General features: G+C 41.3%; 18 protein-coding genes. 10 read left to right on the top strand and 8 right to left on the bottom strand.

The annotated features are described in order from the left end of the window. Positions 1 to 153: 153 nt before the first annotated feature. From H5126_RS12965 to H5126_RS12945, 5 genes are all read right to left on the bottom strand, one after another. Positions 154 to 363 carry a cold-shock protein gene (locus H5126_RS12965; RefSeq protein ID WP_024595869.1) on the bottom strand — a complete coding sequence of 70 codons (210 nt, stop codon included), beginning with the start codon at positions 361 to 363 and terminating at the stop codon, positions 154 to 156. 426 nt (positions 364 to 789) lie between these two features. After that, positions 790 to 1,794, bottom strand: a complete 1,005-nt coding sequence (locus H5126_RS12960; RefSeq protein ID WP_182716672.1) for a YeiH family protein — start codon at positions 1,792 to 1,794, stop codon at positions 790 to 792. Next, positions 1,794 to 2,789, bottom strand: coding sequence for a TauD/TfdA family dioxygenase (locus H5126_RS12955; RefSeq protein ID WP_024595867.1), 996 nt, complete (start codon positions 2,787 to 2,789; stop codon positions 1,794 to 1,796). Before H5126_RS12955 ends, H5126_RS12960 begins: the two co-directional genes overlap by 1 nt. 9 nt (positions 2,790 to 2,798) lie before the next feature. Beyond that, on the bottom strand, positions 2,799 to 3,761 hold the full coding sequence (locus tag H5126_RS12950) for an aldo/keto reductase (RefSeq protein WP_024595866.1): 963 nt from the start codon (positions 3,759 to 3,761) through the stop codon (positions 2,799 to 2,801). A gap of 215 nt (positions 3,762 to 3,976) precedes the next feature. Further along, positions 3,977 to 4,726 carry a GntR family transcriptional regulator gene (locus tag H5126_RS12945; protein ID WP_076925525.1) on the bottom strand — a complete coding sequence of 250 codons (750 nt, stop codon included), beginning with the start codon at positions 4,724 to 4,726 and terminating at the stop codon, positions 3,977 to 3,979. 180 nt (positions 4,727 to 4,906) lie between these two features. Between H5126_RS12945 and H5126_RS12940 the strand changes: the two genes are divergently transcribed. From H5126_RS12940 to H5126_RS12895, 10 genes are all read left to right on the top strand, one after another. Continuing rightward, a complete protein-coding gene (locus H5126_RS12940; RefSeq protein ID WP_310736034.1) occupies positions 4,907 to 5,674 on the top strand; it encodes a sulfite exporter TauE/SafE family protein in 768 nt (255 codons plus the stop codon). A gap of 107 nt (positions 5,675 to 5,781) precedes the next feature. Continuing rightward, entirely contained in the window at positions 5,782 to 7,842 is a 2,061-nt protein-coding gene (locus H5126_RS12935; RefSeq protein WP_182693981.1) for an alpha-xylosidase, read from the top strand. 101 nt (positions 7,843 to 7,943) lie between these two features. After that, positions 7,944 to 9,683 (top strand): solute:sodium symporter family transporter, encoded by a 1,740-nt coding sequence (locus tag H5126_RS12930; protein ID WP_182720413.1) that lies wholly within the window; start codon positions 7,944 to 7,946, stop codon positions 9,681 to 9,683. Between the two features lie 208 nt (positions 9,684 to 9,891). Further along, positions 9,892 to 12,327: a TonB-dependent receptor gene (locus H5126_RS12925; protein ID WP_182720414.1), complete on the top strand. Its 2,436-nt coding sequence runs from the start codon at positions 9,892 to 9,894 to the stop codon at positions 12,325 to 12,327. A 209-nt stretch (positions 12,328 to 12,536) separates the two neighbouring features. Continuing rightward, a complete protein-coding gene (locus tag H5126_RS12920) occupies positions 12,537 to 14,126 on the top strand; it encodes an alkaline phosphatase (protein WP_182720415.1) in 1,590 nt (529 codons plus the stop codon). Between the two features lie 11 nt (positions 14,127 to 14,137). Next, complete coding sequence (locus tag H5126_RS12915) at positions 14,138 to 15,928, top strand: alkaline phosphatase (RefSeq protein WP_182720416.1); 1,791 nt, start codon at positions 14,138 to 14,140, stop codon at positions 15,926 to 15,928. A gap of 139 nt (positions 15,929 to 16,067) precedes the next feature. Beyond that, positions 16,068 to 16,781, top strand: a complete 714-nt coding sequence (locus tag H5126_RS12910; RefSeq protein ID WP_024589603.1) for a hypothetical protein — start codon at positions 16,068 to 16,070, stop codon at positions 16,779 to 16,781. A 291-nt stretch (positions 16,782 to 17,072) separates the two neighbouring features. Beyond that, a complete protein-coding gene (locus H5126_RS12905) occupies positions 17,073 to 17,507 on the top strand; it encodes a hypothetical protein (RefSeq protein WP_182696066.1) in 435 nt (144 codons plus the stop codon). A 130-nt stretch (positions 17,508 to 17,637) separates the two neighbouring features. Next, positions 17,638 to 18,159 carry a YcxB family protein gene (locus tag H5126_RS12900; RefSeq protein ID WP_182696065.1) on the top strand — a complete coding sequence of 174 codons (522 nt, stop codon included), beginning with the start codon at positions 17,638 to 17,640 and terminating at the stop codon, positions 18,157 to 18,159. A 2-nt stretch (positions 18,160 to 18,161) separates the two neighbouring features. Beyond that, positions 18,162 to 18,545 carry a hypothetical protein gene (locus H5126_RS12895; RefSeq protein WP_002960201.1) on the top strand — a complete coding sequence of 128 codons (384 nt, stop codon included), beginning with the start codon at positions 18,162 to 18,164 and terminating at the stop codon, positions 18,543 to 18,545. Positions 18,546 to 18,644: 99 nt separating this feature from the next. Here the strand turns inward: H5126_RS12895 and H5126_RS12890 are convergent, their stop codons facing one another. The 3 genes from H5126_RS12890 to H5126_RS12880 all read right to left on the bottom strand — a co-directional run bounded on the left by H5126_RS12890 (position 18,645) and on the right by H5126_RS12880 (position 24,207). Beyond that, positions 18,645 to 20,534 carry a monovalent cation:proton antiporter-2 (CPA2) family protein gene (locus tag H5126_RS12890; protein ID WP_182696064.1) on the bottom strand — a complete coding sequence of 630 codons (1,890 nt, stop codon included), beginning with the start codon at positions 20,532 to 20,534 and terminating at the stop codon, positions 18,645 to 18,647. A 162-nt stretch (positions 20,535 to 20,696) separates the two neighbouring features. Further along, positions 20,697 to 23,093, bottom strand: a complete 2,397-nt coding sequence (locus tag H5126_RS12885; protein WP_182720417.1) for a PKD domain-containing protein — start codon at positions 23,091 to 23,093, stop codon at positions 20,697 to 20,699. Positions 23,094 to 23,313: 220 nt separating this feature from the next. Beyond that, positions 23,314 to 24,207, bottom strand: a complete 894-nt coding sequence (locus H5126_RS12880; RefSeq protein ID WP_182720418.1) for a hypothetical protein — start codon at positions 24,205 to 24,207, stop codon at positions 23,314 to 23,316. Between the last annotated feature and the right edge of the window lie 45 nt (positions 24,208 to 24,252).

Below are 24,252 nucleotides of genomic sequence, written 5' to 3'. Positions count from 1 at the left end.
CCTGAAAAGAGGCGATTGAGCCGGAAAAAATAGTTAACTTGAGGATATCGTGCAGGATTATTACTAAAACAACTCGGTACTAACAAATAAAACAAAACTTCTTTCAAACTAGTATTCAAAATGGGTTATTGCTAACCCATTTAACGAAAGCAATTAGATGCTAACGATGTTTTCAGCTTGTGGGCCTTTTTGACCTTGAGTAACAGTAAACTGTACACGTTGGCCTTCAGCTAAAGTTTTGAAACCGTCGCCAGAGATTGCGCTGAAATGTGCGAAAACATCAGGACCAGATTCTTGCTCGATGAAACCAAAACCTTTTGCTTCGTTGAAAAATTTAACTGTACCAGTTGTAGTTGTAGACATAATAGTATCCTAAGGATTAATAAAAGTGCGCCTTAAATTAGGCAATTTAACAGGAAGAAAACATACATTTAACTGAGGATAACGCGAAGGATTATTACTAAAACAACGTGGTACTTACAAATAAATAGGGTTTTCTGTCAACCCGATGCGAGGCAGGATAACAGTAAATTAAAGTATATACCAAGCCCTATTGTAAATTTATTTTAGAGTAAGTACTTTATTTGTTTGTTGTTTTTTTAACTAATTAGTTATGATTAAGATGATATTTTATACTTTTAAAATAAAGGTAAGCTTTGTTTAATCAATACGTTAAGCCTGTTTTTGTGCGTAGTTTTAAAGTAGGCAAAATACAGCTTTTAATTGGTTAAAACATGACCTAATTACCTACTAATTTTTTTTGAGATATACCCTAAATAATGTAATTCTTTAGCTCCAAATTACAAATCCAAGTATTAATAACGCAATCCAAAGTGTTTCAGCCACAATTAAAATAATGGGTTTCATACCTACTTCGGTTAGTTTTCCTAAATTAGTTTTCATACCTATGGCTGAAATAGCAGCAATTAAAAAGAACTGCGAAAGTTCGTTAGCGGTTTCAAGTACTATTGTAGGAACTGAAAAGCAGCTATTTATTACCATAAGTATTACAAAGCCAATTAAAAACCCAGGTACTTTAGGTAACTCTCCGTGTTTTTCTTTATTTGAGTGATTAATAACAACCATCATAATAAGTACAACGGGTAGTAGCATTGCAACACGTACTAGCTTAGTTAGAGTTGCTATATCGCCTGTCTCGGGTGATACCGAATAACCTGCACCCACTACCTGGGCTACATCATGTATTGTGCCACCTAAAAATACGCCTGCATTATGGGCGTCAAACTCAAGATAATTAACCACGATAGGGTAGAGGATCATAGCGATAGTCGACATAGCTGTTACGCCAATAACGGTTAATAGGGTATCGCGTTCTTTATGCTCGCTGTTTGGCATAATAGACGAGATAGCCAGCGCAGCAGACGCTCCACAAATAGCAACCGAGCCACCTGTTAGTGCACCAAAGCGTTTTTGTAAGCCAAATACGCGCGCTAGCACTACACCTAAAATAATAGTGGTAAATATGGCGCCCGCTAACATAAGTGCTGTTTGCCAACCCAGTGTTACTAAATCTCCCAGCGCTATGCGTGTGCCTAGCAGTACTATACCTACACGCAAAACCGTGGTGCCGGTAAAATCGATACCTTTGGCGCAAGGGCTATCGCTTTGATACAAAAATGAGACTGCCATACCCAGTAACAAAGCAAACAACATGGCTGGCGCGCCGTAATGCTCACTCAAAAATAAAGCGGCAAGGCCAGTCATTGCAGCAATGCTGGCGCCTTGCCATAAAGGTGATATTTTACTGCTTAATTTACCACTTAAACGCTGCATTACGCTTTTGCTGCGGTAAGTGCTACTAACACTTGGCGTTTACGTTCACCTGTAAAAGGTCGACGACCATGCATAGCCATTTCGTTATCAACTAAAGCAACATCACCGTCTTGCCATGCAAGATCAAAGGTAAATACTTTAGAAAGCTCAACAATTTTATCAAGTCCTGCTTTGGGTATTGCACTACCATCGCCAAAAGTAATGGCGATTGATGGGTTTTCGCGTACACCTTTCCAGCCCATGTAAGCGGCAATCAGTTGGTTATAAAAAACCTGTACGTTATTTTCAAGAGTTACTACCGCAGGCAGTACCGGTGTAACGGCTTTTAGTGAGCCGTCTTCAAGCCATTCCCACTCGTAACCAAGTTCGGTTAATTTATTATGTGCTTCGTCTTTGGTTTCTACACTTAGCGTACTTTTCCAGCTTCGGCCTTGGCCTGATGTTGCGTCGTCAGCGGCTGGCATATAGGTGGTATATTTTAGGCCTTTGTGTTCAAAATCATGGGCAAGTTTACTGTCGTATTCTTTTAATGCGCTAAATAACTTATCTGATCGGCAAAGAGGTGTTGCACCACCTTCTTCTGCGGCCGATTTACAAAAGAAGAATAACTTACTTGGCGAAATAGGCGTTTGCGCCATTTCGTGATGTAAGTATATTTCTACATCTTTTGGCGCTTCGTTGGCTGTAAATACACGCTCGGTAAAATTAATACGTACCGCGTTAGACAGTGACTCTTTATAAGTAAAATTGTCGTAATCAAACCCTGCTGAAAAAGTATCAAAGGTTTCGGCGCTATTTACCGGGAAGCCACGAAACAGCACAGCACCTGAGCTGCGAAGCTTTGTAGCCAGTTCACTTTTATTCGCGCGAATGAAAGCTACCGCTTCTTCAACGGTGCTGGCGTTATTGTTATTAACCACAATGCACGGAAAAACCGAATCATCGAATGTTAATTGAGTTGGCACTGAGGCGTAGTTAATTTCGGTAGCTGACATTGTATGTTCCTAATCGTAAATTGGGTGAAAACGGTTAAAGGCAGCTTCACAAAAGTGCCCAGGGTCGTTAAATCGGCGATTACTGTTAAGCGCAGAAATTTGCGCCATTTCTTGCTCTGTTAATTCAAAATCAAACAGTGCGAGGTTTTCTTTCATGCGTGCAAGTTTTGAAGTTTTTGGAATAATGGCTGTGCCGCGTTGCACGCCCCAGCGAAGAACTACTTGTGCTGGCGTTTTGCCATGATTGTGTGCAGCCGCTTTAACAACGCTTTGCTCAAGAACTGATTCAGTTTTATCAGCCATTTCTAGCTCAAGGTATGAAAGCGCACCCAGTGGTGAAAACGCAGTAACCGGAATATCGTACTGCTTAGCTAATCTTACTAATCGCTCTTGCGTTAAATAAGGGTGCGACTCAATTTGCAACATAGCGGGTTTGATATTTGCGTAGGTCATTAAATCGTGAAGCAGCGCGCTTGAGTAATTACATACTCCAATGCGTTTAGCTTTGTTGTTATGTACTTGCTCTTCCATTGCTTGCCACGTTAAATATAGCGGCACTTTTGCCAGCTCCATTTGTGGATTTTGCGCGTCTGGGTCAACAAACCACTCTGGTGGATAGCGGGTTTCTATTGGCACAAATGTTTGCGCAATCGGAAAATGAATTAGGTATAAGTCTAGGTAATCTAGCTTTAAATCACTCAGTGTTTTATCAATCGCGAGGCCAACATGCTCTGGTGCATGAAAGGTATTCCACAGTTTTGATGTTACCCATAATTCTTCGCGAGTACATAAACCATCGTTTATTGCTTGGGCTATGCCATCGCCTACTTGTTCTTCGTTACCGTAGTCTGATGCGCAATCAAGATGGCGGTAACCTGCCTTAATGGCTTGGTATACCGTTTGCGCACAATCTTCTTGTGCTACTTTCCATAAACCGAACCCTACTGGAGGGATATTATTTAATGAACTCATTGGGAATTCCTGTTAAAAATGCATAATGACTTGGGTCTTGTATAAGACATAAGTTATTATACGAATCAAACAGTGTCAATACTGTGTTAACAGCAAAGTAGTAAATGGGTGGGTTAAAAAACCTACAGGCAGCAAAAAGGCAGCGTTTGCTGCCTTTAAAAAATATTTAATTATTATGCGCTAAAGTGAGTTTTTAGCACTAAACACGCTTTTAATTAATCAAGTTCAATTTGATAGTGGTAATGATCGCTACGGCATTTGCTTTGGCGGTATTCAATTAGCTTACCTTCGATTGATTCGGTAATTCGTGATACCAACAGCAGTGGGTCGCCAGCTTTAATAGCAAGCATTTTGGCATCATCAGCTGTAGCAAGTACAGCTTTAATACTGTCTTGGGTTTTGTGTACAGTTTGGTTAAATTTGGTTTGATAGTAATGGTACAATGTATGCGGAATATCACTACTTTGATGTATATCAGGAAAGTAGCTTTGCGGTAGGTATATAGTTTCGCTCATGCAAAATTCGTTATCAAGAATACGTCTACGAACAAGCTTGGTAACTTTGTCTTTTTTATTGAGTTGTAACGCTTCTATTACTTCAATTGGCGCTGCACAAAGCTCAACCGATAGCAGTTCAGCCTTTGGCAAATCAGCGCCTTTACCGTCGGCTTGTAACGGAAAAAACCTAAATAAGGCATCTTGCGCAGTATGCTCTGATACAAACGTACCAACGCCTTGGCGACGAGTCACTATTTTATTGTCGGTTAATAAATTAAGTGCTTTACGAACCGTACCTTGGCTTACGTTAAATTCTTCAGCAAGGCGAAATTCGCTTGGTAGTGCTTCGCCAGGTACCCAGCGTCTTTCAACAATGAGCTGTTTAATATAATCAGCCACTTGTAAGTAAAGCGGTTGAAAAGCCAAGCTTGGGCCACTTAATTTGTGATCAAACATAGAGTTACTCATTATTATTTACCATTAAATTTAATCCACCTGTAGTTATATCATAGGTGAAACCTTTTACGCATATTTGCGCTAGCTCAATTAAACGTGAACTACTGCTGTAATGTTTTATAGGCGCAAAATATACATTATGCCTAAAAACAAATCGTTACACTACAATAGCTCACCCTTAGGAAATTAAAAGTGCTCAGTATTTCTTTTGAACTCATTTTGCTTATGGCGTTGTGCCTAAGTCTTGCCACTGTAATGCAAACTCTTAGCGGGTTTGGCTTTGGGTTGCTGGTGGTTGCAAGCTTTACGTTGCTTGATGTATTGCCACTTACGGCAACTACATTTTTAGTGAGTTTGCTAGGGTTAGTTAATTCAACAACCGTGGTCGTTAAAAACCGCAGTTCGGTAAAAGTACCCGAGCTAAAACTTATGTTGTATACCGGTATACCGTTAATGCTGATAGGTTTTGTGCTGCTTGAGTTTATGTCGTCGCATTTAACGCACTATTTAAACTTTATTTTAGGTGTAAGTATTCTGCTGTGCTGCGCTTTAATGCTGATTGGCCGCGATCGTGCTAATAAACAAAGCCTCCCTCGTTCGTTTTTAATAGCTGGAGGGGTGAGTGGATTACTTGGTGGGTTGTTTTCAACCTCAGGGCCGCCGCTTGTGTTTCAGTGTTATAAGCAAAGTTGGTCTATTGAAGCTATTCGCAGTACGTTATTAGCGGTATTTACTATTGGTGGACTAGTACGTGTAGGTATCGCTTTATTCGGTACTTTGCCTGGGCTCGACATTATGTTTTTAATTGCAGCGGCTATTCCCTTAGTGTTGTTAGTTACGCATTTTGCTCGTAAATTAACGCCTTACGTTGACGCTAAATGGATACGCATTATAGCTATTACGTTACTAGGACTGAGCGGCGTATCGCTGGTGGCTACATCGGCACCTGGCATTTTTTAAAAATTGCGATGTAAATAATTCATCTTGAGTTTATTTACGTTGACATGGGGATTACAATTATTTAACTTGTGTCTTATACAAGACTAATAATTGGTTAAGGAACTCCCATGAATGCATTTGAATTACGTGAGCCAGACTGGAACGCAATAGAGCCAGCATGCTTAACCGCACAGCCAAAGTTACAAGGCAATGTGCTGGTTTTGCCCACTCAGTTTGGTGATATTAGCGTAACGATAAGCCAGTTTGGTTTACGTTTAAATGCAGGCACCACGCATGACGAGCAGTTTAAAATATTAACCACAACCCCATCAGAATACCCCCTCACACTTAGCAAAAACAATAATGATTACAGTGTAAGTGGTGGCGAATACCGGCTAGAGTTTTACTGCGACCCTTTTCATTTCAAACTTTATAAAAACGATGAGCTAGTGCAGCAATCAGCAACCGATGGCCACTTTGTACGCCAGCATCGTTTACCGCCACTGGCTAAAACTGATAACGGCTGGATATTAAGCTTAGAGCTTAACTACGATGAGGCCGTGTATGGTCTTGGCGAAAAATGGGGAAAGCTTGATAAACGCGGCCAACTTATTCGTTCATACAACCACGATGCGCTAGGCGTTAACGCCGAAAAGTCTTATAAAAACACACCGTATGCATGGAGCCCAGAAGGCTGGAACTTATTTGTACATACACCTGCACCGGTAACTCATGGCGTAGGTTACGCACTGTGGTCGCAACGCGCATATGTATGTTTAGTTGAAGATGAGGCGCTAGATGTATTTTTATATCAAGAACAAACACCTGCTCAAAGCATTAACCGTTACTGTGAGCTAACAGGTTTTGCACCGGTGCCACCGCAGTGGAGCTTTGGTGTTATTTTATCAAAAGCGTATTACAAAGATGCTGACGAATTACTGAGTGTTGCCCGCGAAGTGCGTGCTAAAAGTATGCCGTGCGACGTAATTACTCTTGATGGCCGCGCATGGCAAGACACCGACACCCGCTTTGCATTTGAATGGGATCCAACACGCTACGCCGACCCAAAACCAGTGCTTGATGAACTAAAAGCCATGGATTTTAAAATTTGCGTATGGGAATACCCGATGATCTCGGTAAATAACCCATTATTTGCTAAAGCGGCCGAAAATGGCTGGCTTATAAAAGATAAACGCACCGGTAAAGCGTATCAATACGAGTGGGATTTAAGCCCATTTGGCGAAGTACTTACACCATTACCAGAGTCGGGTATTTTAGATTTTACTCACCCCGACGCTTACGAATACTGGCTCGAATCGCACAAGCCATTGTTTGAGCTGGGCGTAGATATGATAAAAGCAGACTTTGGCGAACAGCTAGAAGACGAAAACATGGTATCGCACAGTGGCGATAGCGGCATTAGACTGCATAATGTTTATAGCATGCTGTACAACCGCTGCGTTTATGAAGCTGCAGAAAAGTACTGTAAAACAGGGCCATTTTTGTTTAGCCGCTCAGCGTGGACTGGCAGCCAACGTTTCCCTGCACAATGGGGCGGCGACCCACAGGCCGATTGGCAGGGTTTAGCGGCAAGCATTCGTGGCAGTTTAGCGTGGGGTATGTCGGGTGGGCCATTTTTTGCAACCGACATTGGTGGTTTTTACAAAGACACCCGCGACGCAGAACTTTACGTGCGCTGGGCACAAGCGTCGGTATTTAGCGCACATATGCGCTTACACGGTATTGGTCCTCGCGAACCTTGGTCTTACACAGAGCAAGCAAGTGATGCGGTATTTGCAGCGCTTAAATTGCGCTACCAACTTATTCCTTATTTAGAGCAAAGTGCCATACAAGCACAGCAAACTGGCTTGCCAATTCAGCGTGCAATGGTTTTAGCATTTCCTGATGATGTGCTAGCGCATAGTTTTGATCAGCAATTTATGTGCGGTGAAAAATTGTTAGTAGTGCCGTGTGTCGTACCAAACGGTAAAGTGAAGTTTTATTTACCACAAGGCAACTGGATTCGCTTTCCTGATAAACAATCTTACGAAGGTGGTAAGTACTACGAGCACACACTCGCACTTGAAGAAATGGCAGTATTTGTACGCGAAGGCGACAGCCTAATGCTTGGCCCAGAGGTTCAACACACAGAACAAGACATGAGCCAATTAACAGCATGGCCTAAATAAATCTCGGCTTAATAAAAACACACACTACACACATACAACACACAATAATAAAGATATTAGCTTACTTTTTACCGAGTAAAGTAAGCTAAAAGGGGCGCAAGATGGAAGGTATGAACATTACCATGACACTGCTATCGTGCTTGGCGTTTATGGCGCTGGTGGGATATATCTCGTACCAAAAAACCAAAGGAGAAGTTAACACCCAAGATGGCTACTTTTTAGCGGGCCGTGGTTTAACAGGTACGTTTATAGCTGGGTCGATGATCCTCACAAATTTATCAGCAGAGCAACTAATTGGCCTCAATGGATCAGCCTATGGTTACAACCTAAGCTCAATGGCTTGGGAAGTAACCGCAGGAGTATCAACCATCATTATGGCGTTGATCTTTTTGCCTCGTTATTTAGCGGGTGCGTTTTCTACCTTGCCTGAATTTTTACGAGATCGTTTTGATGATACCGTACGCCGCATGACGGTGATCTTATTTATGGTAGGGTATTGTTTTATAACGATCCCTTCGGTTTTGTACTCAGGATCAATAGCCGTACTTAGGCTGTTTGATGTTCCTACCTTATTAAATATGAGTTACGAAGCAAGCCTGATTGTGACCATTATTACAGTGGGCTCAGTTGGCGCTATATACGCTGTTTTTGGCGGTTTAAAGGCGGTTGCGGTATCAGATACCATTAACGGTGTTGGGTTATTAATTATTGGTATTCTAGTGCCCACACTGGGTTTGATAGCACTAGGCGAAGGTAGTTTTTCAGAAGGGTTAAGCACCCTTGTAAACACCGATACAGAAAAACTCAACGCTATTGGTAGCGAGGATGATCCCGTGCCATTTGGCACTATTTTTACAGGTATGATCCTCGCTAATTTGTTTTATTGGGGTACTAATCAGTACGTGATCCAGCGTACGCTGGGCGCTAAAAACTTAGTAGAAGGGCAAAAAGGCGTGTTGTTTTCAGGGTACTTTAAAGTGTTAGTACCGTTTATGATGATGATCCCAGGCGTTATTGCTTACCATCTTTATAAACACGAAAGCCTACCCACTATCGATTTAGCTTACCCACATTTAGTGAAAGAAGTGCTTCCACAGTATTTATCTGGGTTCTTTTTGGCCGTATTACTAGGTGCTGTATTTAGCTCGTTTAATTCACTGCTCAATAGCGCGGCAACCTTATTTTGCTTAGACGTTTATAAGCCAATGAAAAAAAATAAGGTAACAGACAGCCAACTTATAAAAGTAGCCAAAATTACTAGTATTGTTATTGCCATATTGTCGTTTATAACTGCGCCATTATTGATGTTCGCACCTGAAGGTTTATGGCACATAATTCGTGTGTTTACAGGCTTTTACAACATTCCAGTCATCACAATTGTATTGGTAGGTTTGTTTACTCGAAAAGTGCCTGCACTAGGCGCTAAAGTCGCGATTATATTCCATATTATTGCCTACACCTTGCTTAAATTTGTGTGGGATGTAGACATTAACTTTATTCATATTTACGCCATTTTGTTCTTAATTGAATTGGCGATAATGCTGGGTATTGGTTACTACAAACCACTTAAAACACCATGGCAATTTACTCGTAAAGCTGAGGTAGACCTTAATCCTTGGAAATACGCATTACCTTGCGCAATTGTATTAGTAAGCTTGATTGTTAGCTTATATATATTATTTTCGCCACTCGGATTGGTTGGTGGAACCAGTGTGTACTTTGTACCAAGTTTAGCTGCTGTATGGTCTACAGCCTTAGTGCTTAGCTGGTGGAGTGTACGTCGTTGGCAGGTTAGTTACGAAAATAGCTTAGCGCGTATTGGTGCTAAAAACGCCGCATAACCTGCGGCTATATTCTGTATTCCAAACTTAAATCACATTTAATTCACATAATGTTTGCATTAGCAAGATAGTTTGTTTAAATTTAAAGCTCTTATATAAGATATAAGAGCTTTAAGGAAAGTACCACACACTGACACCGCTTTATTAGCAACACACACAATTGCTAGCGCGGTACCACACAGCACACACGCACAATATGGAGAATGACATGAGAGCTAAAAAGTCCGTCTTAAGCTTGGCAGTCACGTTAGCAATGACAACCGGTTTAGCGCTTAGCGCGCAGGTACATGCGCAGCAAGAGCAAACCGAACAAGAACAACAAAAAACAGATACAGCTAAAAACGATACGTTTGAAAAAATAGTCGTTACTTCACAAAAAAGAACGCAAAGTTTAAACGAAGTACCTGTTGCGGTATCGGTACTTAATAGCGATCAAATTAATTCAGCTTTTGCTAATAACATGGAAGGCTTACAGTCACTTGTCCCTTCAGTTAGCTTTAGAAAAGGCACCACAACCCGTAACTCAGCGCTAACAGTGCGCGGTATTGGTACTATTTCATTTAGTATTGCTGCCGAGCCAAGTGTAGCAACTGTTGTTGATGGCGTGGTGCTTGGCCGCTCGGGTCAAGCATTTGCCGATTTATACGACGTAGACCGCATTGAAGTATTACGCGGGCCACAAGGTACATTGTTTGGTAAAAACGCCTCAGCAGGTGTGGTAAACATAACAACAAAAGATCCCTCGTACGACACAACAGGCAGCGTAGAAACCTCGTTTTATCAAGATAACGAATACCGTTTTAAAGGCGTTATAAGCGGCGGTTTAACCGACGACCTAGCGGCAAGCCTAACGGTATTTAAAGGTAAATTTGACGGTTACATTGATAACGTTTACAACAACGAAAAAGTAAACGGTTACGACCGTGAAGGTGCACGTGCTGTATTTAAATACGAGCCAGAGGATGACTTAAGCGTAAAATTTATTGCTGAATTTTATAACGCTGACGATGATTGTTGTGCCGACTTAGAAGCACTACCAAGTGGCCGTAATCCAGATTCAAAATCAGTACCAAATAGTAACGGTATTGTTGATGGCGTAGCCGATATTGATTTAGACCAACGCAGCGTTGATCACGATTACGAGTCGCGCACAATTGATGAACATAGCGCGTTTTCAGTACAAGTTGATAAAACAATTGGCGACTATACATATACTTCAATTACAGCGCAGCGTTCGTGGGATAACACAGAGTACCGTGAAGGCGACTTTACCTCTATTGCTGGCGACAGCAGCGAGCCGGTATTTGACGCGCCGTTTCAATTACACGATTTAGGTGCACAGCAATGGGATCAGTTTTCGCAAGAATTTAGAGTTACATCAAACCTAGCTGGGCCATTTAACTATGTTGCTGGCTTATTTTATTGGAACATGAATTCACAACGTAACTTTACTCGCGATGCTAGTTGTCAAAATAATGGTGGCCAGCTTGATAGCGCAATGGCTTTTTACGCGCAAAATAACTTATCGGGCGCTGAACTTGATGCAGCACTTAACGACCTAGATGGTTACACACAAGGTCTAGGTGTTAGCTGTAACGCAAACGATATTGTATCGGCCACTGCTTTTATGAGCACAGAATTTAACAACTGGGCCGCTTTTGCCGACGGTACTTACGATTTATCTGAAGATTTACGCGTATTATTTGGTATTCGTTACACCGACGATGAAGTGTCGTACACGCATCGCCGTGTAAGTAATGATGTGTATGGCCGCACCGGTGTAGGTGTGCGCCCAGCAACACTTAATACAGATGATGAAGGCAAAGCCGAAGAAACCAACGTATCGGGTCGTTTAGGTATGCAATACGATTTAGGCGATGGTCAAATGGTATACGGTACTTACTCGCAAGGTTACAAAGGCCCTGGTTTTAATATTTATTATAACTTTAACCCAGACACCGATAGTCGCGAAATAGCACCTGAAGAGTCTGACGCTTATGAAATAGGCTACAAATACGCAAGCCGCGAATTTGTATTTAACATGGCGCTTTTCAGAACCGAAATTGAAGGCTTTCAAGCTAACAACTTTGACTGTTCAGACGGCACTTGTATTACGCGCTTAACCAATGCGGGTGATGTAAGTACGCAAGGTGTTGAAGTTGACTTTATGTGGGCTGCAACAGAGTCGCTAACCCTTACTGGTGGTGTTGCTTACATTAAAGCTGAAATTGACGAGTTTAATTGTCCGGCAGAGGTAGCCGCTGGTTCGTGTACTGACCGCTCAGGTTTAGATGTACCATTTTCGCCAGATTTAAAATACTCACTAACGGCTGACTACTTTATTGAAACCGACCATGGCTTTAACGTACATATTAACGGCTCTTACATTTACACCGACGAGCAATACTCAGACCTACCAGACAACGTAGGCGAATTTAATCCAGCTGCTTTATTACCAGATTACGGTATTTTAAACGCAAGTGTGGGTTTATCGTTTAAAGATGACGCGTTTAGAGTATCACTTATTGCTAAAAACTTAACCGACGAAAGTTACGCAACAACCTACAGTGGCGATAACTTCCGTTATCAAATACCGCGCGATGCAGAGCGCTACTTTGGGGTATCGTTTAAAGCACGTTTTTAATATTTAAATAACTCCCTCAATAATTTCCCTTAAAAGCGCAACGTTTAACACGTTGCGCTTTTTTTGTGACTTATTGTTGTAATAGTTTGGTCATTTTACTTTCATCAAAATTACCTTTATCAGTCACATCTGTTTTCTATAGTGCAGCGGTTGATCTTTTTTGTGTTTACACATTTCAAAAAATAACCACTAAACAATGGGAATTACGGATGAAAATTAAAAAAGTCGCTGCGGCAATCGCGCTAACATTTGCGTTTAGCGCAGTTAGCCATGCTGATGTACTACCGCAAAGCCAAAAAGACAGCAGCTGGTATAGCGCTGCGCAAACTAAACTAACAACAAAAACAGCACAAGCGCAGGCTACACAAGCCACTAAAGCTAAAAACGTTATTTTATTTGTGGGCGATGGCATGGGTATTTCTACACTTACCGCCGCGCGCATTTTACAAGGGCAGCGTAATAACCAATCTGGCGAAGAAGGTTATTTAAGCTTTGAAGAGTTCCCATACTCTGCACAAGTTAAAACGTATAACGTAGATGCTCAAACTCCTGATTCAGCAGGCACGATGACGGCTATTATTTCGGGTGTAAAAACCGATGTGGGCGTTATTGGTGTAGATGAAGATATTGAACGCGGCGTGTGTTCAACAGTGGCAGGTAACGAGCTAATTACCGCAACTGAATTGGCTGAAATTAAAGGGCTATCTACCGGTATTATTTCTACAGCACGTATTACTCATGCAACGCCTGCTGCCACATATGCTAAATCGGCTGACCGTAACTGGGAAGATGTATCAGATATGCCAGAAGATGCCGTAACGGGTGGCTGTGAAGACATTGCATCGCAACTTGTTAACTTTGAAAAAAACCTAGAAGCACGATTTGTAGGGACCGACGTAGACGGTCTTGATTTTGTAATGGGTGGCGGACGTCGTCACTTTTTACCAAAAGACGAAACAGCTAACTCAACAGATGCAGTAAGTGCTATAGAAGGCGACCGTACTGACGAGCGCAACCTAGTGACTGAGTGGCAAACACAATACCCAGATGCTACGTACGTAATGGATCAAACAGGCTTTGATGCAATAGCAGACGATGCCACTAAAGTATTTGGTTTATTTAACGAATCCCACATGCAATACGAAGCTGACCGCGCAAACGATGTAGCGGGCGAGCCTTCACTTACCGATATGACCACTAAAGCAATTGAAGTGCTTGGTAAAAACGATAACGGATTTTTCTTAACGGTTGAGTCGGGAAGAATTGACCACGCGCACCACGCGGGTAATGCTTACAACGCGCTTAACGACACCATTGAGTTTGCTAAAGCCGTGCAAGCAGCGGTAGATAACACCAATCCAGAAGAAACCCTTATTTTAGTAACCGCTGATCACAGCCATGTATTTACTATTGCCGGCTACCCTAAGCGTGGTAATCCAATTTTAGGTCAAGTAGTTGCAGTAGGCGAAACAACACCAAGCTTAGCCGCCGACGATATGCCGTACACCACAGTAGGTTACGCAAATGGTTTAGGTTTTAGAAACTTGGGCAGTGAGACTGATGCGGATGCAAGTTACACAAGTGCTGCTGTTGCAGGGCGTGTTGAGCTAAATGGCGTTGATACAACGACCCCAGGTTTTCACCAAGAAGCAACTGTACCAATGGGCTCAGAAACACACGCGGGTGAAGATATTTCACTGCATGCAAAAGGTCCAGGTGCTCAGCTAGCACAAGGCGTAATTGAACAAAACGTAGTGTTTCATCTAATTAATCAAGCTCTTGAACTAACTCAGCAATAATGGCGGCTAACATGAACAAATTAACAGTACTTTCTTTAGCAGTAATGGTCGCGCTAGCAGGTTGCTCGAGTGACGATAACAAAAATGAAAATAATATTATTGCAGTAGATAACGCTATTGCAGTGGGCTCTGATCAGTGCATTAATGGCGGTGTAGAGACTCAAGTAGGCGCAGATACCAATAATAACGACGTGCTAGACAGCGACGAAGTTAACTCAACTAATTTAGTGTGTAATGCACCTGCAACGTCGCTCACAAACGAGCAATTAGCTTCGCTTACTAGTAATGCATGGTTTAGTGAAGCACAAACAAAATTAGGTGCTGCACAAACAGCCAGTAGCAACATTGTTACTGAATCAGGCAAAGCTAAAAACGTTATTTTATTTGTGGGCGATGGTATGGGTATTTCTACCATAACCGCAGCACGTATTTTAGCGGGTCAGTTAGAGGGCGAAATGGGTGAAGAGCACCAGTTAAGCTTTGAAACTATGCCTTTTTCGGGCTTTGTAAAAACATACAACGTAGATGCGCAAACGCCAGATTCGGCAGGCACTATGACCGCAATGGCATCGGGTGTTAAAACCGACGCGGGCGTTTTAGGTATAGATGAAGCGGTTGAACGTGGTAATTGTGCATCAGGCAAAGGGCACGAACTAGTTACCTCATTAGAGCTTGCTGAAATTGCAGGTAAAGCAACAGGGATTATTTCTACAGCGCGTATTACTCACGCAACCCCAGCTGCAACGTATGCTAAATCGGCAGAGCGTAACTGGGAAGATATCTCCGATATGCCAGAAAGTGCCGCAACGTGTGAAGATATTGCATCGCAACTAGTTAACTTTGAAGCCAACCTAGAAGCACGCTTTAGTGGTGTTGATGTAGACGGTATTGACGTAGTAATGGGCGGCGGTCGTCGTCACTTTTTACCAAAAGATGCCGCGTTTAATTCAGCCGATGCAGTAAGTGCTGTTGAAGGGGATCGTACAGATAACCGCGACTTAACCGCAGAGTGGAAAACGCAATATCCAAATGGCACGTACGTAATGGATCAAACCGGTTTTGATGCAATAAGTGACGACGCCACTAAAGTATTTGGTTTATTTAACGAGTCCCACATGCAATACGAAGCTGACCGTGCAAACGATGTTGCAGGCGAACCTTCGCTTTCACAAATGACCGAAAAAGCAATAAACGTGCTTGATAACAACGAGCAAGGTTTTTTCTTAACGGTTGAGTCGGGTCGAATTGACCACGCGCATCATGCGGGTAACGCTTATAACGCGTTAAACGACACTATTGAGCTTGCTAAAGCCGTTAAAGTGGCGATGGAAAACACCAACCCAGAAGAAACATTAATAGTTGTAACAGCCGATCACAGCCATGTATTTACCATTGCCGGTTACCCTAAACGCGGTAACCCAATTTTAGGTAAAGTGGTTGCCGTGGGCGAAACTGAGCCAAGCCTCGCCGCCGATGATATGCCTTATACAACTGTTGGCTACACTAATGGTTTAGGTTACAGAGATTTAGGCGATGAAACCAATGCCGATGCATCTTACTTAGCCGCACCGGTAACAGGGCGTGTTGACTTAAGCGATGTTGATACAACAACACCGGGTTTTCACCAAGAGTCGTTAGTACCACTTGGCTCAGAAACACATGCCGGTGAAGATGTTGGCGTTTATGCAATGGGCCCAGGTGCACACTTGGTAACAGGCACAAACGAGCAAAGCTTTTTATTCCATGTAATGGACTTTGCCGCTGACTTTGTAAAAGCAGCAGACGAAAAACTAGCGCAATAAATACCGCCTAGTTATAAATTTAGTTAAATATATCTAAATAAAAAACCCCGCATACTTTGCGGGGTTTTTGTCATTAAACTGACATTTATAATCGTTATGTTATTGCCATAAACTTGAAATATAAATAAGAGATAGCTAAATGAAAAAAGCGTTATTAATAATTGCCACGCTTGTAAGTACAAGTAGCTTTGCCTCGCAATGTGATATTGATGCCAAGCAATTAAAAGCGGATTATAAAATTACCAACAGCCATAAAGCGCAGCAAAGTAGCGAGTCACTTACCCTTTGGCGAAACAATCAGCAAGTAGCGCATCAAAGTGAAGTAATAACCGAGCTTTGGCAGCACTTAGCCAATAATCAAATACGACCAATACGTTATTTTAATGCCCAGCAACGCGGTATTGAATATCAACCATCTGAGGTACGCGGCGTACAAAACTGGAGTGCTAAAAGTCAGCTGGTGGATAACCACTTAATCGAAAAAATGACCTTAGTAAGCACACAAGGCAAAGGCTGTGATGAAGTGAAAAACTATACACTGAGCGAAAATGGCAACGACTTTAACCTTGCCTTTATTACGCATTCAAAATTAGTTAAAACATTTAGTATTAGTAATAAAAAAAGCCAAACAAGTACATTACTAAGCCTTAATAATGTAAACACTAATGAGCCATTAATTAGTGCTCAATTTGCACAGTGGGATCGCTTTCAAACCACCGATTACGCCGACATTGGCGATAACGAAGGCGACCCATTTTTAGCTAAAATGATAAACCTTGGTTTTATTGAGCACGGCGCAACTGGCTTTTATAACCAGCAGGGCGAGGCTATTCAAGGCGGGCATCACCACTAGGTTTTAGTTGAGTTTTAATGTGGCGTAGGACGAGCTTGCTGTGTTGGGGGTAAATTTATACTAGTCAGCAAGCTGTGGTGAGCTATCAACCGGCCTCTAAAATAAAGTGAATTTAAAATACTTCCGCCTAAATAATACTTCGAATAATCGCCTCATCTTATAAATAAGCACCGCCTGCTGCTAATTATTTATAGTTCGCAATAACTTACGCTATTTGATACTAATAGAAGTCCACGCAATAGGGACGCTTGAAAAAGTACTTATTAGCAAAGCTGTTATATTGGAACTTAAATGCGAGTACTTTTAGTTATATGTTTTTTATGGACTAGCTTATTATTTGCCTGCGGCAATGATGAACTAGGCCAATCAGCCTCTTTTGCAAAAATAAATGAAGACTATAGCGTAGGTAACTTTGTTGGCTATGATGTCTACGTACCTGAGATATTTAAAGACTATTATTTAACGTCATTTACAGTAGTGATAAAAGATACTTTATTAGCAGACTTGGATTTTACTGAAGCTAATAGTTATGAAGGTTATTACAAGGTATTTTTTCAAGTTAATCCTGAGAGATTAGATTCATTAAATATAGTACTTGGTTATTCAACAACAAAAGACAAAAAAGGAATTGTAATGTGTGGTGAAAGAATACAGTTAAATTTAAAAGAGTTACTCAGAGCAAATCAACCAGAAATGATCATCGCGCCCCCACCACCACTAAAATAGATCGAATTATTAAATTATTTTTAAACGTCGATCAAAGCGCCTGAAATAGTTTGTTCGGGTTTTGTTTGGTCTTATATTTATATAGCTTAAGTAGTTCGCTATGTTTAAACAAAGTTAGGATTCATTTTTTATGATCAAATCTATCACTGTTACTAAAAAGAATTATACCGACTATGCTGATTTTGCAATAAAAAGGTTGTGTACGCCTCAAGGTAAAAAAGACTCAGGAGTTATAAAAAATGTGATTGTTTGGTTTGTAATAACTGTTGTTTTTATGACTATCTTTCAGGTCGAGTCTATTCGCCTTTCTGACTTTCATTGGCCAAGTGGGTTAATTGTAGCAGTGCCATTTTTAATATTAATTATTGTATTTTTATACAATAATCATAAGTTAAAAGAGCAATCAATCCCCAATGAAAATGGCGTAATGATTGGCAATAAAACAATTGAATTTCAAGCTGATGGCATTCGCGAGACTAATCATCTTGGAAGTTACTTTTATAAATGGCAAGCCGTTGAAGCAATGGAAGAAAATAAAGGCGATTTATATATATTTGTAGACAAGTTATTGGCTTTAATAATCCCAGCTAGCACATTTACAAACGAAGCCGAAAAAGAAGAACTAAAAGCATTTATTAAAGCTCATATTTAGTCATGCGTCATTTTATAAATATTTACACCGTCTTAGTGTTTATTTTAATGCTTATACCTATTTCATCAATGGGAAGTGAAAAACCAGCTAACACTACCGATGAAAAATGGGGCAAGTATCTAGAGCATAGAGCTGCTTGGAATAAAATGCTTAAAGAGCGTTATGAAAATAAGTTAAAGCATACTCCGCCAAAACCGCCTTGGATTAAATTTCCAAATTATCATCCGAGCGATATATTTTGGAGAATGGGTGACGGCGAAAGCTACATAAGTGACTATTTCTCTATCTATTTTCAGTACGCTTCTAAGGCTGAAATAAATGCTTATAAGATTAAATATCCTGAACACTCAGATTGGCGTGGAACATATAAGCGCTTTGAACACTAACTAAAAAGTACAGCTATGCTTTCAGATAACTTATTTGATTGTGGCGCTTATTCACAGTGCTATTAACTCACGCTAATAGCACATATCAGTTTTTAGACGCTACTCAAGATGAGCATCATCAGGCTTTTTAGGTTTACTCGCTACTTCGGTTAAGCCGTCTTCGCAGTCGCCGCTGTCGCAGGTATTTAAATCGCTTTGTGCTTGTTTATCTTGTTGCAGTACTTGCTTTAAATCTTCCATGCGTTGGCGAACTGCTACGCCGTAGCTGGCGTCGTCGCCCCATAATGCAGCAAGTTGCAGTACTGCAGCGCGGTCGTGGTCTCTAAATAGCTTACCAGCACGCTCTGCATCTTGCTTAGTGTTACCTAGTAACTCGAGTGCTTCTACGGCAAGGTTAATAGCTGAGTCGACTGTTTCGCGGTTAAACGCATCTACTTTTAAATTAAGTAACTGATACGCATGGCGGCGGTCGATTGCGCGAGCAACAATTTTAAGTTGCGGGTAGTTTTTATGCGCGAGCTTAATTATCTCAATGGTTTTATCGGGGTTATCAATTGCAATTACTAGCATTTGCGCTGTGTGCGCGCCTGCGGCTTCAAGGAGTTCTTGGCGTGCGGCATCGCCATAAAATACGGTGTTACCAAAACGGCGTAGTAATTCTATTTGGCTAGGGCTGTGATCAAGTACGGTAATTTCGTAGCCTTGCGCGTGCAGTAAACGCCCCATAATTTGACCAAAACGTCCGTAGCCCGCAATAATTACGTGCTTAGCGGTGCTAATTTGCTCTGGCTTATCAAACTCAGGTAAAGCACTGCTGCTGCGTTTTTGTATTTGCTCATAAACCATAAGTAATAACGGCGCTATTAGCATTGATACCGCCACAACTAAGGTAACAAGGCTGGTTTGCTCGGGCGTTAAAATGCTGAGCGTAGTGGTTACGCTTAGCAGTACAAAGGCAAACTCACCCCCTTGGGCAAGGGCTAGGGCAAATAATAATTGCTGTTTGCTGTTAATTTTAAAGGTAACGGCAAGGGCAAATAAAATGCAGGCTTTAACTACAATAAGTAAAACCACTAAGGCAATAACGGTACTAAACTCGTTAAATAGCAGTTCAAAGTTAATTGATGCGCCAACAGTTATAAAAAACAACCCTAAAAGTAAGCCTTTAAAGGGTTCTATATCGGCTTCTAATTCGTGTCTAAATTCGCTCTCGGCAAGTACAACGCCTGCTAAAAAAGTTCCCAATGCAGGCGATAAACCAATACTTTGCATAACCAGTGCAATAGCGACCACTAAAAACAGTGCAAAAATAGTAAATATTTCACGCATGTGCGTTTGGGCAATGTATCTAAATAACGGGGCCGATACATATTTACCGCCGGCAATAATAGCGGCAATAACCGCAACCGATACACATACTTGTTGCCATACAGGCCAGCTTGCAATAATTGAATCGCTGATTTCTTTTGTGTTAGTTTGCGGGGCAAATGCAAGCAGTGGCAATAGGGCTAAAATAGGAATAATTGCGATGTCTTGAAACAGCAATACCGAAAAAGCGTTTTGTCCGGCTTCTTGCTTTAGCCAGCCTTTTTCTTCAAGGCTCTGCAGCACAATAGCAGTAGAGGAGAGCGCCAGCATTAAACCAATGGCGAGTGCGGTTTGCCAATGCATGGCAAAAAACCAATAACAAAATGCAAAAATTGCCGCTGCCGTTAACACAACTTGCAAGCCGCCAAGCCCTAAAATAGAGTGGCGTAATGTCCATAAACGCGAAGGTTGTAGCTCAAGGCCCACTAAAAACAGCATCATTACTACGCCAAATTCAGCGAAGTGCATTACATCGGTTTGATCGCCCACAACACCCAGCGCATAAGGGCCAATGAGTATTCCGGCAATTAAATAACCTAATACTGAGCCAAGTCCGACTCGTTTTGCAATAGGCACAGCTACAATGGCTGCTGCTAAGTAAATTAAAGCAATTTCTAACACGCGTTTATCCTAATAACATCAAGGCTTTTAGAATGGCTTAGCTGCTTATAAAATACAATGGATTATATGGCTCAAAGTTGCTTATTTATCAGTAGCTATAACACTAATGGTTATAACTACTGGGCTAAAAATAGCACTTTGTGTTGAAGGGCTTGTTGGGGACTAAATATTACAAATACTTATAATTGCTGAGCTTGGTTGGCCTGAATCAGAATGGTAAATAGTAATGTTTGAGCTGATTGTATTTTCAACGTTTGTTTCAATTGCTGTTACTTCAAATTCGGCAGATGCAGGTAGGTCGATGTCTAATTCGCTATCGAGGTAAGTACTTCCGCTTTTTTGCAAAGTAAGTGGTTTTGTTTGATCAAAGCTAAATTGAAAGCTATCTGACGCTAAAAGTGTATCTACCATGTTAAAGCGTAGGTTAACTGTGTCGGGGCCTGAAAACTCAGCACACACAAATACCGAAACCTCAACAGCTTGTAAAACGGGCATGCTATTTTGGCCTATATCCACAGTAAAGTTGCTTTGCGTAATTGCTACAGAGTTGTATTCCCCAGTTGCTAGCCTTTGATCTGCTGTTTTTATCGTTATTTTTTCACCTTGCGCTAAATTAACCTCTTCATCAAAAAAGCCATTTGTATTGGTGCTGTACTGCTGTCCATTAATTGTTAGCTGTGCATTGCTTATAGCCGCTTTTTGCACATTAGTGAGTTGTCCTTTAATACGACCGGTAAGTAGGGCAGAGTTAGTTACTGTAATTGAGAATTGCACACTTTTTGAAAATCCATCAGCATCAGTTGCTACAACGGTTAGCGTGTAACTACCTGTCATATCGGCGATAAATTCGGTAATACTTTGGTTTGCATTGCTTAAGCTGGTGCTCGAGCCTGATGGGGCTGATAGTGTCCAAGAGTAATCGAGAGTGGTTCCTTCTGGGTCGTAACTTTGGCTTACATCAAATTTAACTGCATTGCCCACTACATCGTAGCGTGATTGCTCCCCCGTGAAGCTAATTACTGGCAATGCGTTTTGTATTACATCAATTGTTAGGGTTTTTGTGTCAGAGAACTGCACGCCATCGTTAGTGCGTAACGAAATAACAACTTGCCCCTCTACTGATGCGCTAAACGTTGGTTTTGATATTGTATTACTGCTAAGCGTTGCTTGGCCTTGCGACGAAATGATTTCCCATTGGTAGCTTAGTGGTTGGCCTTCTGGATCGTAACTAGTCGAGGCATCAAGTAAAACTTGTTCATCAACCGTTATAGAGGTTTCATAAGTTACCAAAGTGATAGGCTTTTTATTGCTACTGGCATGCAGTGCTGAGGTTGCTTGGTTTGAGCTTAATTGGCCATCAGACACTGTAAGTACTACAACGTAGTCGCCTTCTTTATCGGCAACAATAGAGGGTGTTGCTGATGTGCTGTTAGTCAGTTGTGATGCACTATTTACAGGCTTAGCTTGTAACTGCCAGTTATAGCTCAGTGTATCTCCGTCAGGGTCGCTACATTGTTGGCACTGCAAAGTGGTAGATTCGTTTAACGTAATATCACGTTCGGATTCAAGTGTTGCAACGGGGGCTTTATTACTTGTGGTAACAGTTAAAGTAACTGATGCGGTATCGCTTTTGTTTTGTTGGTCGGTAACAGTGAGTGAAAGCGCGTAATCTCCAGCTGTTGACGCTGAAAACCCAGCGGTATGATTTTGCATGTTTGAAAGAGCTGGTGTGCTGCCCTGGGGTTTTTCTGTTATTGCCCAGATATAACTAAGCGTATCGTTTTTATCGGGATCAGTACTTTGGTTACCATAAAGTGTAACAACTTCATTTGGGGCGATTGTTTTATTTTCTACGTTTATAACCGCTTGTGGCGATGAGTTAGAATTAAGCGATTCACTTTTTATGAGTACAACAGTGCTTGCCGTATCACCTTGTGAATTAGTAACGGTAAGCTCAACCTTAAACTCGCCTATTTCGTCGGCAACAAACTGGCTTTTTACTTGAGTCGCGTTTTCAAGCGTTGCATTACTTGCTACGGGCTTGGTAATAAATTGCCATTTGTATTGATTAATGGCGCCGCTGGTTGTGCTACTTTGCGCGCCATTTAAAAGCACAACATCACCTTGTTTAACGGTTTGTGTGCTACCTGCGTTAGCCGTTAGTTGGGTATTTGCAGTAACGGTGAATTGTTTTTGTGCAGGACTGCTTGAAAGCTTGCCGTCACTCACGGTTAATACTAATTGGTATTCTTGTGCTTCAGATACTGAAAACTCAACGGTACTTTCGTTATTAACCGTAATCGGTATTTCTACTTGTTCGTTTTTGCTGGTTAATTGCCATTGATAGGTGAGTGCATCGCCATCGGGGCCACTACTTTGTGCTGCGCTAAAAACGAGGGTGGTATTTACTTTAAACTCCGATTGCTCGGTGGTAATAACCGCAATAGGCTTTGTATTAGTGCTGAGCGGTTTAGTTACTGTTTTGGAGTCTGAACCTCCAGAGCCACAAGCTACGAGGGTGAATAAAGCAGTAATTAAAATTAATAACTTCCATTTCATAATATTAATATCCTTTTAATAAGTTGAATATTAATATGTACCTAAATTAGATATAAAGCAAAAAAATAAATCAAATAAATAAATTTTCATTATTTTAGGAAATAGTTAACGCGAAACAGTGCTGATTTTAAATAATTTATACTTTGAGGGGAGTGCTTTATGCCCAGATTGATAGGGCATAAAGCGTATTAAATGGCAGTTAAATAACGCTTAAATAAAGTTAGTCAGCTACTTTTACTGAACCGCTAATATTATCGATACTTACATCGCCCGAGCCCGACTCTGTAATAGTCAGCCCCTTTGCATGGTTAACGCGAATATCACCCGAACCGTCTTCAATTGTTACGCTTGAACCAATATGCTCAATGACCATGTCGCCAGAGTTATCATCAACATTAACAGCACCGCTTATATGGCTTATCACTAAATCACCCGATCCATCTTCAACGTTTAGCGAACCGGTTATGTTGCTCACGAGCATTTCGCCAGAACCATCGTCAATAGTTGCATTGCCGCTTACGTTGTTTATATGAATACTGCCAGAGCCGTCGGTTAATTCTAAATTACCTGCGATGTTTTCAAAGTTTACTTCACCTGATCCATCGTCAACAGTTAGGTTTTTAGCACCGCTTATCGTTAAATTCCCCGAGCCGTCTTTAACATCAATATTGCTTTGCATAGCATTTATAAAAATGTCGCCAGAGCCATCATCAATATCTAAATTTAGATTACTTGGCACAGTAACCACTAAATTAATACTTGGAGATTGACCACTGTAAAAGCTAATACCATTACGGCTTTTATTTTGGGCAACAAGCTTTGCCTGTTTACCGTCTTGCTCGAGCGTTAGCTCGTATTCGTCTTCAATGTCGGCTGTGTAAATAGTGGCATCAACACTAATGCTGGTGGCCGTTTTTGAGCCTTTTATTTCAAGGCTACCTGCACCGCTTAATACATTTAAATATTCAAGATTATTGCTTGGCAGTGATAGCTGTTGAGTCTGCTTTACTGAGGCAACGCTTGGCGATATATGAAATACACAGCCACTTAATAATAAAATGCCGCCAATAAGCGAAAGTGGTTTTGTAATATTAGATACAGTTGATGAGCTCATGTTTAGTCCTTTGGTATTTATTGTTTGTATTTGTATAAACAATAT

Source organism: Pseudoalteromonas sp. SG45-3 (assembly GCF_014164075.1).
Classification (GTDB): domain Bacteria; phylum Pseudomonadota; class Gammaproteobacteria; order Enterobacterales; family Alteromonadaceae; genus Pseudoalteromonas; species Pseudoalteromonas distincta.
The sequence above is the reverse complement of the archived record's forward strand: the minus strand, read 5'-3'. Positions and strand labels throughout refer to the sequence as shown.

Coding starts and splice junctions, on each gene's coding strand:
- H5126_RS12895 (WP_002960201.1), top strand. CDS start 18,162: ATGCGTCATTTTATAAATATTTACACCGTCTTAGTGTTTATTTTAATG.
- H5126_RS12960 (WP_182716672.1), bottom strand. CDS start 1,794: ATGCAGCGTTTAAGTGGTAAATTAAGCAGTAAAATATCACCTTTATGG.
- H5126_RS12885 (WP_182720417.1), bottom strand. CDS start 23,093: ATGAAATGGAAGTTATTAATTTTAATTACTGCTTTATTCACCCTCGTA.
- H5126_RS12955 (WP_024595867.1), bottom strand. CDS start 2,789: ATGTCAGCTACCGAAATTAACTACGCCTCAGTGCCAACTCAATTAACA.
- H5126_RS12930 (WP_182720413.1), top strand. CDS start 7,944: ATGGAAGGTATGAACATTACCATGACACTGCTATCGTGCTTGGCGTTT.
- H5126_RS12935 (WP_182693981.1), top strand. CDS start 5,782: ATGAATGCATTTGAATTACGTGAGCCAGACTGGAACGCAATAGAGCCA.
- H5126_RS12950 (WP_024595866.1), bottom strand. CDS start 3,761: ATGAGTTCATTAAATAATATCCCTCCAGTAGGGTTCGGTTTATGGAAA.
- H5126_RS12910 (WP_024589603.1), top strand. CDS start 16,068: ATGAAAAAAGCGTTATTAATAATTGCCACGCTTGTAAGTACAAGTAGC.
- H5126_RS12915 (WP_182720416.1), top strand. CDS start 14,138: ATGAACAAATTAACAGTACTTTCTTTAGCAGTAATGGTCGCGCTAGCA.
- H5126_RS12920 (WP_182720415.1), top strand. CDS start 12,537: ATGAAAATTAAAAAAGTCGCTGCGGCAATCGCGCTAACATTTGCGTTT.
- H5126_RS12905 (WP_182696066.1), top strand. CDS start 17,073: ATGCGAGTACTTTTAGTTATATGTTTTTTATGGACTAGCTTATTATTT.
- H5126_RS12925 (WP_182720414.1), top strand. CDS start 9,892: ATGAGAGCTAAAAAGTCCGTCTTAAGCTTGGCAGTCACGTTAGCAATG.
- H5126_RS12900 (WP_182696065.1), top strand. CDS start 17,638: ATGATCAAATCTATCACTGTTACTAAAAAGAATTATACCGACTATGCT.
- H5126_RS12880 (WP_182720418.1), bottom strand. CDS start 24,207: ATGAGCTCATCAACTGTATCTAATATTACAAAACCACTTTCGCTTATT.
- H5126_RS12945 (WP_076925525.1), bottom strand. CDS start 4,726: ATGAGTAACTCTATGTTTGATCACAAATTAAGTGGCCCAAGCTTGGCT.
- H5126_RS12965 (WP_024595869.1), bottom strand. CDS start 363: ATGTCTACAACTACAACTGGTACAGTTAAATTTTTCAACGAAGCAAAA.